The sequence below is a fragment of the Streptomyces sp. NTD107 genome (assembly GCF_059510435.1).
In genome coordinates this window covers 757,741-772,255 of sequence record NZ_JCAJZV010000001.1, presented here as the reverse complement: position 1 = coordinate 772,255, position 14,515 = coordinate 757,741, and the positions used below count along the sequence as shown (strand labels likewise).

Below are 14,515 nucleotides of genomic sequence, written 5' to 3'. Positions count from 1 at the left end.
AGGATCAGTGGACGTCTCGTTGCCCATGTGGGTGCTCACCGTCGTGGTGCTGTGCGCCCTCATCGCTGTCGACTTCTTCTTCGGGCGCAAGCCCCATGAGGTCTCGCTCAAGGAAGCGGGCACCTGGACCGTCATCTGGATACTTCTGGCCGTGCTGTTCGGCATCGGCGTCGCGGTCTTCGGGGGCGGCCAGGCGTCCGGGGAGTTCTTCGCCGGCTATGTGACCGAGAAGTCGCTGAGTGTGGACAATCTGTTCGTCTTCGTGCTGATCATGGCGAAGTTCTCGGTGCCGGCGAAGTACCAGTCGCGGGTGCTGCTGGTGGGTGTGCTGATCGCGCTGGTGCTGCGGGCGATCTTCATCGCCGCCGGCGCGGCGCTGATCTCCACCTTCTCCTGGGTCTTCTACATCTTCGGTGCCTTCCTCATCTGGACCGCCTGGAAGCTGATCCAGGACGCCCGCAGCGACGACGAGGAGGAGGAGTTCGAGGAGAACCGCTTCCTGAAGGCGGTCGAACGGCGGTTCCCGGCGACCGACGAGTACCACGGCACCAAGCTGACGGTCGTGGAGAACGGCAAGCGGCTGATCACCCCGATGCTCATCGTGATGCTGGCGATCGGCAGCACCGACGTGCTGTTCGCACTGGACTCGATCCCGGCGATCTTCGGCCTCACCCAGGACCCGTACATCGTGTTCACGGCCAACGCCTTCGCCCTGATGGGGCTGCGGCAGTTGTACTTCCTGATCGGCGGGCTGCTGAAGAAGCTGGTCCACCTCTCGTACGGGCTGTCCGTGATCCTCGGCTTCATCGGCGTCAAGCTGGTGCTGCACGCGCTGCACGAGAGCGGGGTGCATGTGCCGGAGATCGGTATTCCGCTCTCGCTCGGGGTGATCGGCGGGGTGCTGGCCATCACCACGATCACCTCCCTGTACGCGACCCGGAAGACGACGGAGGGCTCGAAGACCGGTTCCTGAGGGTCTTCGGTAGGGTGCGGGCCGGGCAGGAACACGACAGGGCGATGGAACGTTTACTCCATTGGGTGTGACGTCCGGCACACAGTCGGCGACAGCAGGAGGCGGGTCATGGGGACGGGGCCGAAGAGCCGGGACGAGCCGGGCGGCGAGGAAGAGCAGCCCGGCCGGGACAGCTGGGACGAGGTGGTGCTGGATGAGAACTTCGTGCGCGGCGCCGAGGTCTCCGAGCCCACCGCGCGCACCAGGATGCTGACCGAGCGCTGGAAGAACCAGGCTCCCGATCCGCAGCCGTGGCGCTCGGACGAGCCGCCGGCCGGCTGGATCTTCAGCTCCTCCCGACGGCGGCAGCGGGCCCAGCGGCCCCGGAAGCGCCGCTGGTTCCGTCGCAAGAACAAGGGCGACGGGCAGGAGTGAGCACGGCGGACGGCCGGGAGGCGCGGCGTTCCTCGCGGCACATCCGTACCGCCAACCGTTATCGCGTGCTGCGCCGGGTGCTGGCCGGCAGCCCCGTGTCGCGGCCCGCGCTGGCCGCCGCCACCGGGCTCAGCCAGGCGACGGTGGCCACCGTCGTCGGGGAGCTGCACCGGCTGGGGATGGTGCGGCCGGCCGGCTTCGAGGACTCCGCCGGGGGCCGGCCGCGGGCGCTGCTGGCGGTGGATCCGGCCGGCGGCGTGCTGGTCGGCGTGGATGTGGCCGAGACCTATGTGCACGCGGAGTTGTTCGATCTGACGCTGCGGGTGCTGGCCACCGCGCGGCTGCCGCTGGCGCCGGGCGAGGACGACCCGGAGCTGGTGGTGGAGCGGATGGCCGGCGCGGTCTCCCGGGTGCTGGCGGCGGACGCGCGGGCCGGCGTGCCGGTGCTGGGGGTCGGCGTCAGCATGCCGGGCGTGGTGGACCGGGAAGGCGGGGTCTCGGTCTTCGCGGCGAACTGGGACTGGCACGAGGTGCCGCTGCTGGGACTGCTGGCCCGCCGCATCCCGTACCGCCTGTATCTGGACAATCCGCTGCGCGCCACCACGGTCGCCGAGCTGTGGTTCGGCGCCGCGCGCGGGCGGCAGGACGCGGTGGTGGTGAATCTGGGCACCGGGGTGGGGGCCGGTCTCGCGCTGGGCGGCGCGGTGCACCGGGGGGCCGCCAACAGCGCCGGGGAGTGGGGACACACCACCTTGGCGTACGGCGGGCGGTCCTGCCGCTGCGGACGGCGCGGCTGCGTGGAGAGCTATGTGGGGGCGCCGGGGATCATCCGGACGCTGACCGAGCTCTCCCCGGACAGCGCGCTGCTGCGGCCCGGGGACCAGATGGGCACCATCGCGGCGCTGGCGGCCGGCTGCCGGGCCGGTGATCCGGTGGCGCGGCGGGTGCTGGAGATCTGCGCGGATCAGCTGGGAGCGGCGGTCGCCGATCTGGTGAATCTGCTCAACCCCGAGGTCGTGGTGCTCAGCAGCTGGGTGGCGAGGGAGTTCGGGGCGCCGCTGCTGGCCGGGGTACGGGAGGCGGTCGGCCGGTACGCGCTGGGCCGGCCGCTGGCGAGCGTGGACATCGTGCGGTCGCCGGTGGCGGGCAATCCGGTGAGTCTGGGGGCGGCGACGTTCGCGCTGGAGGGCGCGTTGGCGTAGGGGCGGGGAGCGCGGCGTGGTTGTGCGCGGGTCACGGACGCCGATGCTGCGGGTTTCCGGGGCGGGTCGGGGCGACGCGGGGTTGCTGTGGCCCCTTCGGCTTTGCTCGTCCGGCGGTCCGTGGATACCGCCGGTATGCTGCCCGCGCCGGGGGTAACCGGTTACCGAGCGCGGGAGCACGAGATGCCGTTGTATGTGGCGGATTCCGGGGACGGCGGGGTGCCGCTGCTGCTGGTGCACGGCTGGGGCAGTGACGGGGCGGACTGGGCGCCGCATCTGCCCGCGCTGACCGCCCGGTACCGGGTGCTGGTGCCGGATCTGCCGGGCCACGGCCGTACCCCCGCCGCCGGGCACACGCTCTCGCCGCGCGCCGCCGCCCGGGAGCTGGCCGCCGAGTTGCGCCACCGCCGGGTGGGTCCGGTGGTGGCGGTCGGGCATTCGATGGGCGGGCAGGTGGCGACGGCCCTCGCCGTGGAACATCCGGAGCTGGTGCGGTCGGTGGTGGCGATCGCCACGGCGTACGGCGGGGATCCGGCGGAGGCCGGGCGGCTGCCGGTCGAGCAGGAGGAACTGCGCCGCGAGGGTGCGGACTGGGCGGTGCGTTTCGTACGGGGTGCCTTCGTCGACGCGACGCCGCCCGAGGTGCGGTCCCGGCACGAGCGGCTGATGGCGGCGATGGATCCGGCGGTGCTGCTGGCGTACCGGGAGGCGATGTATCTGGCACCGGATGCCTTCGGGCTGCGGCCGGCCGCCGAGTCCTATCTGGCGCGGCGGCGCTGTCCGGTGCTGGGGCTGCACAACCGGGTGGCGGCGGCGCGTTGGGAGGAGACGACGTTCAGCCATCCGCGGTCGCGGGCGGTGCTGTGGGAGGGCACCGGCCACTATCTGCACGAGGAGCGTCCGGCGGAGCTGGTGGAGTTGCTGACGGGGTGGTGCGAGGAGGGGTGATCCGATCCCCTACTCTTATGTTCATGCGATCGACTTACTGGCACGCGGTCACTCCGCCGCCGGCCGCCCACTGAGGGCGCACGGCGCACGCGCACACCGCGCGGCACCGGCCCACCCGGGCCACTGATCCCGGGTCGGGGCCGCTGTTCCGTATGTCCTCACTCCGCATCCCTCAACCGGATCTCCGACGGAGCAGGACGCACTCACCATCATGTCTTCGACCGCATCTTCCTCTTCCTCCGCTGCGCTCTCCCCCACCGCCGCCGCCCACCCGGCCGGGCCCGGCGGCGGGCCGCTGCTGATACTGGCCGCCTCAGCCCTGTGGGGCACCACCGGCACCGTGGCCTCCTTCGCACCGGCCGGCGCCTCCCCGCTGGCCATCGGCGCCGGCACCATGGGCCTGGGCGGGCTGCTGACCCTGGCCCTGGCCGGCCGCTCCACCCTCACGCTGCTGCGGGCCGGCCGGCAGGCACTGCGCTGGGCACTGCTCGGCGCGCTCGGCGTGGTGATCTACCCCCTCGCCTTCTACACCTCGATGGCCTGGGCCGGGGTCGCGGTGGGCACCGTGGTCTCGCTCGGCTGCGCCCCCGTCTTCGCCGCGCTGCTGGAACGGCTGCTGGACGGAACCCGGCTGACCCGCCGCTGGCTCGCCGCGGCCGGGGCGGCCGGGGCCGGCTGTGCCGTCCTGGTGGCGGCCGGCGGGCACGGCGGGGCGGAGGGCTCGCGCATCCCGGCCGGGGTGGCACTCGGGCTGCTGGCGGGCGCCGCGTACGCCGGCTACGCCTACTACGCGGGGCGGCTGATCCGGCACGGCCACCCCTCACGGGCCACGATGGGCGCGCTGTTCGGCCTGGGCGCGGTGGTGCTGGTGCCGCTGTTCGCCGTGACCGGCGGGCCGTTGCTGGGATCGGGCCGGGGCCTGGCGGTCATCGGCTATCTGGCGGTGATCCCGATGTGCCTGGCGTATCTGCTGTTCGGCGCCGGTCTGGTACGGGTACGGGCCAGCGCCGCGACCGTACTGACGCTCTTCGAGCCGGTGGTGGCGGCCGTGCTCGGGGTGGCCGTGGTCGGTGAGCGGCTCGGCGGCTGGGGCTGGGGCGGGGTGGCGCTGGTGGTCGCCGCGCTCCTGGTGCTCACCGTGCGGCGCCGCTGAGGCCCGGTCGGCCCATGGCGCCGGCCGGGCCCGCGACGTCCCCGTCCCCCGAAGGGCCGGGGACGTCGCGGGAATCCCATGACCGGAAGCGCCACCGGACACCTGCTCCCGGCGCGGCCCTCCACCGGTCCCCCGGGAAGGGCCGCTCCGCAGGGCGGGCTCACACGGTGGTGGACCGCCACTGCTGGTGGCCGCCCGAGCCGCAGGCGTACTGGATCAGCCGGGCGTTGTCGGCGGTGGACTCGTCGGACACGTCCAGGCACTTGCCGGAGTGCCGGGCGATGAGCTGGACATACCCGCCGCCGGCGTCCGCGAGCCGCCACTGCTGGCTGCTCGCGCCGGTGCAGGTGGTCTGCACCACGGCCGCGCCGTCGGCGGCGGAGCCACCCGAGGCCGCCAGACACAGCGAGCTGTGCCGCGAGATCAGCTCGGCATACCCGCCGCCCGCGTCCCGGGCCCAGAACCGCTGGTTGAGGCCGTTGTTGCAGCTGTACTGGATGGCCTGGGCGCCGACCGTCTGGGACTGGCTGGGGATGTCGACGCACTTGCCCGAGTGCCGGGCGGCCAGCGTCTGGTACGGGCCTCCGTCGCCCCGAACCGTGCCGGCCGCGGTGTCGATGGTGAGCTGTGGGGACCAGCTCATGCTCAGGGTGCGGGCGGTGGGGAAGGTCAGTGGCAGCCACACATAGCGGGAGTCGTTGACCCGGCCGCCGAAGGAGTTGCCCCAGCGGTCGCCCATGTAGAGGTAGGAGGTGGCCGAGGTGCCCTGGATGGTGAGCACGTAGGCGGTCTGGGAGTTGAAGGTGGTGGAGTCGCCCACATTGGCCATCGCGCTCCACGGCCCGGCGAGCGAGGTGGCGGTGGCGTACTGCTGCTGGTTGGGGCTCCAGCCGGTGGCGCCGGAGGTGAGCATGAAGTAGACGCCGTCCCGCTTGAAGAGGGCGGGCGCCTCGCGGTGGCCGCCCGGCCAGGGGTTGGCGACCAGGGCCGCGATGCCCGTGTAGTCGGCGGTCAGCCGGTAGATGTGCAGATCGTAGTTCTCACGGGCGGCGGAGACCATGTAGCCGGTGCCGTCGTCGTCGACGAAGGCGGTGATGTCGCGGGACATGTGGTCCAGCGGGCGGAAGCTGCCGCGCCAGGTGTAGTTGCCGTCCACGGTGCTGGAGACGGCGACGGCGGCCCGGGCCTCGCCGTAGTTCTGGTCGTTCTCCTTGTGCATCCACATCACGAACTGGCCGGTGGCCCGGTTGTGGATCACCTTCGGCCGCTCGATGTTGGCGGCCTGGAGTTCGGGGGCGGAGGACTGGGTGAGGACGTGGTTGCGGAACTGCCAGTTCCGCAGATCGGTGGAGCGGTAGGCGGAGACATAGCGGAAGCCGTTGCTGTTCTCCTGCCGGTTCTCGCCGAACCAGTAGTAGTAGCCGTCCACCTTGATGACTCCGCCGCCATGGGCGTGCACCGGCTGCCCGTTGGGGTCGGTGAACTGAGTGCCGTTGAGCACCGTGACCGGCGCCGCCTGCGCCGGCGAGATCATCAGCAGCGACAGCAGCAGCCCCAGTACGGCGGCGACCGACAGCCGCCACGCGCCACGCCCGCTCATATCTCCTCCCGCAGGACCGAGAAGTGCCGTACGGTGCCGGACAGTCCGGGCAGCTCGCGCGGTGCGCTCCAGGTACGCAGCCCGTCGTGGGTGTCGCTGTAGCGGTACGCGCCGTCCCGGTAGGCGTCGTAGTAAAGCCGCCAGCCGTCGCCGTCCAGCGGTACCAGCGCGGGGCCCTCGACCCAGCTGCCCCAGCCGGCCCAGTCGCCGGTGCCCTGCACGGTGTACGGGCCGGTCAGGGCCGGTGCGGTGGCGTGCTCCAGATATTTGGTGGTCTCCTGCTTGGTGATCGCGTGATAGGTGCCGTCCACGCGGATCACACAGGTGTCGATGTAGTTGGACCCGTCAAGACCTGCCATCGGCTGCGGCTCCGTCCAGGAGGTCAGGCTCCCGCTGGTCGCGGTGAGCACGTGGGGGGTGAAGCGATGGTCCCCCGTGGTGTCCAGGGAGACGATCACATGGATGCTGCCGTCCTCGTCCCGGAAGAACTCCGGTGCCCAGGTGCGCACCAGCCCCGGCACCCGCAGCCGGTGGTCGCGCAGATGGTTCCAGCGCAGCCGGTCCGTGCTGCGCGCGAAGCCGATGGTGTCGCCCTCCCAGCCGGTGGTGTGGACGAGGTAGTAGAAGCCATCGGTGTGCCGGAGCAGGCTGGGGTCGCGGAGCAGCCCGGCTGGCGGGGCGTAGCCGGGCTGCTCCGGCAGCGGCTCGTAGTGCAGGGCGTCGGCGGATTGGGCGACGAACAGCCGGGGCTCGCCGTGCTGGGTGAACCCGGTCATCGTGTAGCGGAACCCGGTGACCGCCGCGGTGACCGGAGTCGGTGCGGTCGGGCCGTCGGGAGCCGGCACCCCGAAGTCAGGGGTGCCGTCCGCGCGCCAGGCCAGCGGCTGGACGCGGGTGTGCCGGTTGGGGTCGTTCAGCGGATCGCCGGTGATGTCGCGGTAGTCGCGCGCGTGGTAGACGAGGAGGTCGGTCGTGCCGTCCTCGGCGACGGTGAAGCTGTTGTGGCCCGGCCCGTACTGGCCGCTCTGCTCGCTGCTGCGGAAGACCGGCACCGGGCTCTTCGTCCAGGCGGCCGGATCCAGCAGATCGCGGTCGGCGTCGGCGGTGAGCAGTCCCACGCAGTAGTGGGCGTCGGTGGCGGAGGCCGAGTAGGCGAGGAAGACCCGGCCGCCCCGGATCAGCGCGGCGGGGCCCTCGTTCACCTTGAACCCGACGGTCTCCCACTCCAGTTCGGGGTGGCTGACCTCCAGCGGGGCGCCGGTGATGGACCACGGGGTGTCCATGGCGGCCAGGAACAGCGAGGTGTTGTTCTCCCGCTGCGGATGGTGCTGGGCCCACGCGAGATAGCGGGTGCCGCGGTGCTCGAAGGTGGTGGCGTCCAGCGAGAAGGAGTCCCAGGGGGTGCGCAGTTGGCCCAGCTCGCTCCACATCCCGCTCAGCGGGTCGGGCGAGGCGTTGCGCAGCACATACATCCGGATCGCCCAGGGATCCTCCGCGCGCCCGGCGGCGAAGTAGATGTACCAGGCGCCGTCGATGAAGTGCAGTTCGGGGGCCCAAATGTGGGCGCTCATCTCGCCGCCGGTGTGCCGGCGCCAGATGGTGTGTTCCCGCGCCTCGGACAGCCCCTGGAGGGTGTCGGCGTGGCGCAGCACGATGCGGTCGTACGCGGGCACGGTGGCGGTGAACCAGTAACTGCCGTCCGGGCGCCGGGTGATGTGCGGATCGGCGCGCTGCCGGATCAGCGGATTGGTGTACGACGGGGCATGGCGGGACATGCCCGTTACGGTAAGGGCCGCGCCGGTCGGGCGGGAGTCCTTCCGGGCCGCTGAGAACTTTCGAAAGAACCGGAAAGTGGACGTATGGCTGTTAATCTGCGCCGCAGTAACCGCTTGCGGAGAGGAATTTCGCCATGCCTGACGGTCCGATACGGCTGACGGAGAACGCGCACGCCCGGCTGCGGCCCGCCGGCGCCGCCGAGATCACCGGCGGTTTCTGGGCCATCCGGCGGCGTACCAATGCGGAGGTCAGCATTCCGCAGGGGCCGCAGAAGCTGGAAGCGGCCGGAAATCTCCGCAATCTGCGGGCCGCCGCCGGGGCCGAGGACGCGGCGTTCACCGGGGATTTCCAGTTCCAGGACTCGGATGTGCACAAATGGCTGGAGGCCGCCGCCTGGCAGCTGGCCGACACGCCCGGCCAGGCGCTCGCGGACGAGGTGGACCGGCTGATCGGCCTGCTGGCCGCCGCCCAGGCACCCGACGGCTATCTCCAGAGCTACTACCAGGTGAAGCACCCCGAGCTGCGCTGGCGGGAGCTGGCCTGGGGCCACGAGTTGTACTGCGCGGGCCATCTGATCCAGGCCGCGATCGCGCACCACCGGGCGACCGGACGCGACGCGCTGCTGGCGGTGGCGCTGCGGTTCGCCGCGCACATCGAGGAGACCTTCGGTCCGGGCAAGGCCGTGGACGGGGTGTGCGGGCATCCGGAGATCGAGACGGCGCTGGTGGAGCTGTACCGGGAGACCGGCGAGCGGCGCTGGCTGGAGCTGGCCGCGTACTTCGTGGAGTTGCGCGGCCACGGCTCGCTGGAGGCGGGCTTCGACCGGGGCCACGACCGTTCGCCCGGCTCCGCCTACTGGCAGGACCGGGTGCCGGTGCGTGAGGCCCGGTCGGTGACGGGGCACGCGGTGCGGCAGCTGTATCTGCTGGCCGGGGCCGCCGATCTGGCCACCGAGACGGGCGAGAAGGCGCTGCGGGACGCCCTGGTGGAGCTGTGGGCGGAGATGACCCGCGGCAAGACGTATCTGACGGGCGGGGTGGGCTCCCGGTACGAGGGCGAGGCGTTCGGCGACCCGTACGAGTTGCCGCCGGACCGGGCGTACGCGGAGACCTGTGCGGCGATCGCCTCCATCCAGTTCAGCTGGCGGATGGCGTTGCTCACCGGTCGGGCGCACTACTCGGATCTGATCGAGCGCACCCTGTACAACGGGTTTCTCTCCGGGGTGGGGCTGGACGGTGAGCACTGGCTGTACGTCAACCCGCTTCAGGTGCGCGAGGAGTACGAGTCGCGGCCGGGTGACCAGTCCGCACGCCGTACGCCCTGGTTCCGGTGCGCCTGCTGCCCGCCGAATGTGATGCGGCTGCTGGCCTCACTGCCGCACTACATGGCCAGCGGCGACACCACGGGGCTGCAACTGCACCAGTACGCGGCGGGTTCGTACGCGGCGGGCGGCGGGGCGGTCACGGTGGCCGGTGACTATCCGTGGCACGGACGGATCGAGGTCACGGTGGATGAGGCGCCGGCCCGGATGTGGACGCTGGCGCTGCGGATCCCGCCGTGGGCGGACCGGTTCCGGCTGGACGGCGAGACGCTGGACCGGCCGGCCACCGGATGGCTGCGGCTGCGGCGGGTGTGGGCGCCCGGGGAGCGGGTGGTGCTGGAGCTGCCGCTGGAGGCCCGGTTCACTCATCCCCATCCGAGGGTGGACGCGGTACGTGGTGCCGTCGCGCTGGAGCGCGGGCCGCTGGTGTACTGCCTGGAGCAGGCCGATCTGCCGCCCGGGGTACGGCTGGACGAGCTGGTGCTGGACACCGGGCGGGCACCGGCGGCCGAGCACCGGCCCGCGCTGTTGGGCGGGGTCACGGTGCTGACGGCCGGCGGCCGGGTGCGGGGCGCCCTGGGCGCCGGGGAGGACTGGTGGCCGTACGGGGCGGGCGCCGATGCCCCGGCGGGCGCTCCGGTGGAGTTGACGGCGGTGCCGTACTACGCGTGGGCCAACCGCGCCGACGGCGCGATGCGGGTGTGGCTGCCGCGGGCTTAGGTCGGGTCTTTCGGTTCTTCATGGATCGGGCCGGGTCTCCCCGGGTGGCCGGCGGCGCGGCTCCGCGAAGATCCGGAGAAGCCGACCGAGGCGATGGGCGCGCTCCCCCGGGCCGGCCGGGGAGCGCGCCCCCGGCCGGCCCGCGACTGCCCCCGGCGCCGCCGGGGGCGTGCGGCAGGCGCGGGTGCTGTGCCGGGTCAGGCGGTGGGCCGCAGGGTGAAGGAGGTGAAGTCGGCGGGTGTCCGGGTGCCGCCCAGGTCCTGGGCGCACAGCCCGACGAAGGCGCCGGTGAAGCGCAGCCGGGAGCCGTAGTCGTCGGACAGTTTGCTCGCGTCCAGCACCGGGCCCACCGGGTGCCAGTCGGTGCCGTCCGGCGAGGCGGCGAAGCGCAGTTCCGCGCCGCTGATGGTGGCGCGCAGCCACAGCTGGGGCCAGTCGCCGGTGGGCAGTTGCTCCCCGGGCTCGTCGTACGCCCCCTGGTCGGCGGTGATCACCCCGACCACCCGGCCCAGCCGTTCGTCGTGGGTGACGCGCAGATAGCAGTGCGTCCCGGTGTCGTACCAGCAGATCAGCCCGGCGAGTTGGGTGGGGTGGGTGGGATCGTGGTCCAGCCGTACGGTGGCCTCGCAGTGGGTGGTGGTCAGCCGTCTGGCCAGCAGTGACTGGTCGAAGAGGGAGGCGAGGCTGTGCCGCCCGTACAGCCGCAGATGGCCGGGCCGGTCGGTGAGGGTGGCCCAGCTGTCGTCGATGGGGACCCGCAGCGCGCACCAGGCCGGGTCGAGGGCGGGTCCGGTGAAGTCGTCCCGTACCGGGGCGGGCCCGGTGGCGCGTACGGCGTGCGCGGTGGCCGGGCCCGGCACGTCGGTGGCGGGGTGGTGGCCACCGCCGGCCAGCCGGAGCCGGCCGTCCGGGGTCCATTCCACGCGCTGGAGGCAGGTTTCGCGGCCGAGCACGCTGCGCGGCCCGTCCGGGGTGGCCAGCGGGCGGGAGGCGAGGTGGGCGAGGAACCACTCCCCCTGGGGGGTTTCCACCAGTTCGCCGTGGCCGGCTTTCTGGAGCGGCCAGTTCGGGGCGTCTCGGGTGGTGAGCAGGGAGCCGGCCGGGTCCAGGGTGTAGGGGCCCTCGATGCGGTCGGCGCGGGCCATCCGGATGCCGTGGTTCCAGCCGGTGCCGCCCTCCGCGAGCATCAGGTGGTAGGTGCCGTCGCGCCGGTAGAGGTTGGGGCCCTCGATGAGTTCGGTGTGCCGGGCGATGATCCGGGGCGCGCCGGTGAGGGCGGCGCGGTGCGGGTCGTACTCCTGGAGCACGATGCCGGCGAAGGGGTCGTGCCCGGCGCGCTGGTCCCACTGGAGGTTGAGCAGCCAGATCCGGCCGTCGTCGTCGAAGAACAGGGAGGGGTCGAAGCCGGAGGAGTTGAGGAAGACGGGTGCGGACCACGGCCCGTCGATGGTGGGCGCGGTGACCAGATAGTTGTCGACGTCCTTGTAGGGCACGGTCGTGGTGCGCACGATGCTGTAGACGAGCCAGAAGCGGCCGTCGTGGTGGCTCAGTGAAGGGGCCCAGACGCCGCCGGAGTCGGGGACGCCGCGCAGATCCGCCAGTCCCGGGTGGGTGAGTACGTGGCCGGCCGGGGTCCAGTTGATGAGGTCGGTGGAGTGGTGCAGCGGTATGCCGGGGAACCATTCGAAGCTGGAGGTGGCCAGGTAATAGTCGGGGCCGACCCGCACGATGCTGGGGTCGGGGTGGAATCCGGGCAGGACGGGGTTACGGAGGTGACCCGGCGTCATGAGGGGCCCTTTCTGCGGTGGCACGGCGCGGACAGCGGCCGGAAATGCGAGGCCGCTGTTCGGGATTTCGGGCGGCGGTTTTCGAAACTCTTTCGGGACTTCGGTGGCCTGCGACAGGACTCTTCCCAGGCAGGTGGCGTTCCCTTAACGTAGGAAGCGCTTGCTATCAGGTCAATGTACCGACCGGCTGATCCGCGATATTCGAAACTTTCGCCGGCCGGGACCGGGAGAGGAGGAGTTCACATGGTCCGTCCCGCGGCAGCCGGAGGGCCGACACTCGCCGTGATAGCCCGAGAGGCCGGGGTGTCGGTGCCCACCGCCTCCAAGGTCGCCAATGGCCGGGAGGACGTCTCCCCCGAGACCCGCCGCCGGGTCACCGAGGTGCTGGACCGGCTCGGCTATGTGCGCCGGCCACGGTTCACGGCGGGCCGGCCGCCGGCGCTGATCGATCTGGTGATGCATCAGCTGGATTCCCCGTGGTCCGGGGCGATCCTGCACGGGGTGGAGCAGGCGGCGCACGAGGCGGGGGTGTCGGTGGTGGTCTCGGCCGCGCTCACCAGAACCCGCGGCGGGCGGCCCGAGCGTGGCTGGCTGGACCGGCTGTGTGCCCGCGGTTCGGCCGGGATGCTGTTCAATCTGGCGGAGCTGAACGCCACCCAGTACAGCTGGCTGGAGCAGCACGGCATCCCGTTCGTGATGATCGACCCGGTGCTGGAACCGCCGCCCGGGGTGCCCTCGGTCGGGGCCACCAACTGGCAGGGCGGAGTGAGCGCCACGGAACATCTGATCGCCCTGGGCCATCGGCGGATCGCGGTGATCGGCGGCTACCGGCGCAAGCGGTGCAGCACCGCGCGGGTGGCCGGCTACCGCTCGGCGATGGCGGCGGCCGGGCTGCGGGTGCCGCCGGAGTACGTGGGGTACGGGGCGTTCTCCGAGGAGGGCGCCCGGCAGCAGATGGAGCGGATGCTGGCGCTGCCCCAGCCGCCGACCGCCGTGTTCACCTGCTCCGATCCGATGGGGCTCGGCGCCTACCAGGCGCTGGCGGCGCGCGGGCTGCGGGTGCCGGCGGACATGAGCGTGGTGTCCTTCGACGATCTGCCGCAGGCCGGCTGGGCCAGCCCGGCGCTGACCACGGTGCGGCAGCCGCTGGCGGAGATGGCCGGCACCGCGCTGCGGCTGCTGCTGCGGCTGATGGCGGGCGAACGGCCGGAGGGGGTGCGTACCGAGCTGTCCACCCGGCTGGTGCCGCGCCACTCCACCGCCCCGCCGCGCGGGCTGCCGGCCTGACCGCCGTACCCGCTCCGCGCGGATACGGCGGCCGGCGGGCCGGTGGTCAGCCCCGGACGCCCAGCAGGTGGTCCATCGCCAGCTGGTCAAGCGCCTCGAAGGCCATGCCGCGCTCGGCCGCGGCGGTCACGTCGAACTCCTCGAAGGCGGAGACGTCGGCGAGCAGCCCGGCCGAGGTCTCCCCCGGTGCCAGCGTCGGGGTGGCCAGCTCGTCCAGGCGGGCGGCACGCAGCGCCTCGGCGACCTGCGGGTCGGCGCGGAAGGCGGCGGCCCGGTCCTTGAGGATCAGGTAGTTGCGCATGCAGCCGGCGGCGGAGGCCCACACGCCGGAGATGTCCTCGGTGCGCGGCGGCTTGAAGTCGAAGTGCCGCGGGCCGGTGTAGTCGGACCGCTCCAGCAGGTCGACCAGCCAGAACGCGGCCCGGGTGTCGCCGGCCCCGAACCGCAGGTCCTGGTCGTACCTGGTGCCGTGCTGGCCGTTGAGGTCGATGTGGTAGAGCTTGCCGGCCCACAGCGCCTGGGCGATGCCGTGCGGGAAGTTGAGCCCGGCCATCTGCTCGTGGCCCACCTCGGGGTTGACGCCGAACAGTTCGGGGCGCTCCAGCCGCTCGATGAAGGCGAGGGCGTGGCCGACGGTGGGCAGCAGGATGTCGCCGCGCGGCTCGTTCGGCTTGGGCTCGATGGCGAACCGCAGGTCGTAGCCCTGGGTGGTGACGTACTCGGCGAGCAGGTCGAAGGCTTCCTTCATCCGGTCCAGGGCGTCGCGGACGTCCTTGGCCCCGCCGGACTCGGCGCCTTCCCGGCCGCCCCACGCGACGTACGTCTGCGCGCCCAGTTCGACGGCGAGGTCGATGTTGCGGATGGTCTTGCGCAGGGCGTAGCGGCGTACGTCGCGGTCGTTCGCGGTGAAGGCGCCGTCCTTGAAGACGGGGTGGGTGAAGAGGTTGGTGGTGGCCATCGGGACCTTCATCCCGGTGGCGTCCAGCGCGGCCTTGAAGCGCTTGACGATGGCGTCGCGCTCGGCCTCGGTGGCGTCGAAGGGGATGAGGTCGTTGTCGTGGAAGGTGACGCCGTGGGCGCCGAGCTCGGCGAGCCGGTGCACCGACTCCACCGGGTCCAGGGCCGGGCGGGTGGCGTCGCCGAACGGGTCGTTGCCGCGCCAGCCGACGGTCCACAGACCGAAGGTGAACCTGTCGTCGGGGGTGGGCTGGTAGGACATCGCGGCTCCTCGGTGTGCGCTACAGCTATTCGTCATGTCCGTTGACAAATTAGTATGCCCCTGCCCCGGAGTGGAAGCCCCCGGCCGCCACCGTCGGCGCCGGGCGACGGAAGGA

Annotated in this window: 11 protein-coding genes; 7 read left to right on the top strand and 4 right to left on the bottom strand. The window is 72.2% G+C overall.

Annotated elements, in window-relative coordinates:
* The first annotated feature begins 7 nt into the window (after positions 1–7).
* The 5 genes from AC5WRL_RS03420 to AC5WRL_RS03400 all read left to right on the top strand — a co-directional run bounded on the left by AC5WRL_RS03420 (position 8) and on the right by AC5WRL_RS03400 (position 4,690).
* Complete coding sequence (locus tag AC5WRL_RS03420; protein ID WP_496086725.1) at positions 8–973, top strand: TerC family protein; 966 nt, start codon at positions 8–10, stop codon at positions 971–973.
* A 108-nt stretch (positions 974–1,081) separates the two neighbouring features.
* Complete coding sequence (locus AC5WRL_RS03415) at positions 1,082–1,387, top strand: SGM_3592 family protein (protein ID WP_496086724.1); 306 nt, start codon at positions 1,082–1,084, stop codon at positions 1,385–1,387.
* Positions 1,384–2,589, top strand: a complete 1,206-nt coding sequence (locus AC5WRL_RS03410) for an ROK family transcriptional regulator (protein WP_496086723.1) — start codon at positions 1,384–1,386, stop codon at positions 2,587–2,589. Before AC5WRL_RS03415 ends, AC5WRL_RS03410 begins: the two co-directional genes overlap by 4 nt.
* 183 nt (positions 2,590–2,772) lie before the next feature.
* On the top strand, positions 2,773–3,537 hold the full coding sequence (locus AC5WRL_RS03405; RefSeq protein ID WP_496086722.1) for an alpha/beta fold hydrolase: 765 nt from the start codon (positions 2,773–2,775) through the stop codon (positions 3,535–3,537).
* Between the two features lie 211 nt (positions 3,538–3,748).
* Positions 3,749–4,690, top strand: coding sequence for a DMT family transporter (locus AC5WRL_RS03400; RefSeq protein WP_496086721.1), 942 nt, complete (start codon positions 3,749–3,751; stop codon positions 4,688–4,690).
* Positions 4,691–4,850: 160 nt separating this feature from the next.
* Here the strand turns inward: AC5WRL_RS03400 and AC5WRL_RS03395 are convergent, their stop codons facing one another.
* Both AC5WRL_RS03395 and AC5WRL_RS03390 read right to left on the bottom strand, forming a co-directional pair.
* Positions 4,851–6,290, bottom strand: a complete 1,440-nt coding sequence (locus AC5WRL_RS03395) for an RICIN domain-containing protein (RefSeq protein ID WP_496086720.1) — start codon at positions 6,288–6,290, stop codon at positions 4,851–4,853.
* Entirely contained in the window at positions 6,287–8,065 is a 1,779-nt protein-coding gene (locus AC5WRL_RS03390) for a family 43 glycosylhydrolase (RefSeq protein ID WP_496086719.1), read from the bottom strand. Before AC5WRL_RS03390 ends, AC5WRL_RS03395 begins: the two co-directional genes overlap by 4 nt.
* 134 nt (positions 8,066–8,199) lie before the next feature.
* Between AC5WRL_RS03390 and AC5WRL_RS03385 the strand changes: the two genes are divergently transcribed.
* Complete coding sequence (locus AC5WRL_RS03385; RefSeq protein WP_496086718.1) at positions 8,200–10,107, top strand: glycoside hydrolase family 127 protein; 1,908 nt, start codon at positions 8,200–8,202, stop codon at positions 10,105–10,107.
* 197 nt (positions 10,108–10,304) lie between these two features.
* Here the strand turns inward: AC5WRL_RS03385 and AC5WRL_RS03380 are convergent, their stop codons facing one another.
* Positions 10,305–11,894 (bottom strand): glycoside hydrolase family 43 protein, encoded by a 1,590-nt coding sequence (locus AC5WRL_RS03380; protein WP_496086717.1) that lies wholly within the window; start codon positions 11,892–11,894, stop codon positions 10,305–10,307.
* Between the two features lie 243 nt (positions 11,895–12,137).
* Here AC5WRL_RS03380 and AC5WRL_RS03375 point away from each other — a divergent pair, with 243 nt between their 5' ends.
* Positions 12,138–13,181 carry a LacI family DNA-binding transcriptional regulator gene (locus AC5WRL_RS03375; RefSeq protein ID WP_496086716.1) on the top strand — a complete coding sequence of 348 codons (1,044 nt, stop codon included), beginning with the start codon at positions 12,138–12,140 and terminating at the stop codon, positions 13,179–13,181.
* A 46-nt stretch (positions 13,182–13,227) separates the two neighbouring features.
* Here the strand turns inward: AC5WRL_RS03375 and xylA are convergent, their stop codons facing one another.
* A complete protein-coding gene (xylA, locus tag AC5WRL_RS03370; RefSeq protein WP_496086715.1) occupies positions 13,228–14,400 on the bottom strand; it encodes a xylose isomerase in 1,173 nt (390 codons plus the stop codon).
* Positions 14,401–14,515: the final 115 nt, after the last annotated feature.

Excerpts from the sequence above, each read along its gene's own strand:
- AC5WRL_RS03385 (WP_496086718.1), top strand. The coding sequence starts at position 8,200 with ATGCCTGACGGTCCGATACGGCTGACGGAGAACGCGCACGCCCGGCTG.
- AC5WRL_RS03415 (WP_496086724.1), top strand. The coding sequence starts at position 1,082 with ATGGGGACGGGGCCGAAGAGCCGGGACGAGCCGGGCGGCGAGGAAGAG.
- xylA (WP_496086715.1), bottom strand. The coding sequence starts at position 14,400 with ATGTCCTACCAGCCCACCCCCGACGACAGGTTCACCTTCGGTCTGTGG.
- AC5WRL_RS03395 (WP_496086720.1), bottom strand. The coding sequence starts at position 6,290 with ATGAGCGGGCGTGGCGCGTGGCGGCTGTCGGTCGCCGCCGTACTGGGG.
- AC5WRL_RS03375 (WP_496086716.1), top strand. The coding sequence starts at position 12,138 with ATGGTCCGTCCCGCGGCAGCCGGAGGGCCGACACTCGCCGTGATAGCC.
- AC5WRL_RS03405 (WP_496086722.1), top strand. The coding sequence starts at position 2,773 with ATGCCGTTGTATGTGGCGGATTCCGGGGACGGCGGGGTGCCGCTGCTG.
- AC5WRL_RS03400 (WP_496086721.1), top strand. The coding sequence starts at position 3,749 with ATGTCTTCGACCGCATCTTCCTCTTCCTCCGCTGCGCTCTCCCCCACC.
- AC5WRL_RS03380 (WP_496086717.1), bottom strand. The coding sequence starts at position 11,894 with ATGACGCCGGGTCACCTCCGTAACCCCGTCCTGCCCGGATTCCACCCC.
- AC5WRL_RS03390 (WP_496086719.1), bottom strand. The coding sequence starts at position 8,065 with ATGTCCCGCCATGCCCCGTCGTACACCAATCCGCTGATCCGGCAGCGC.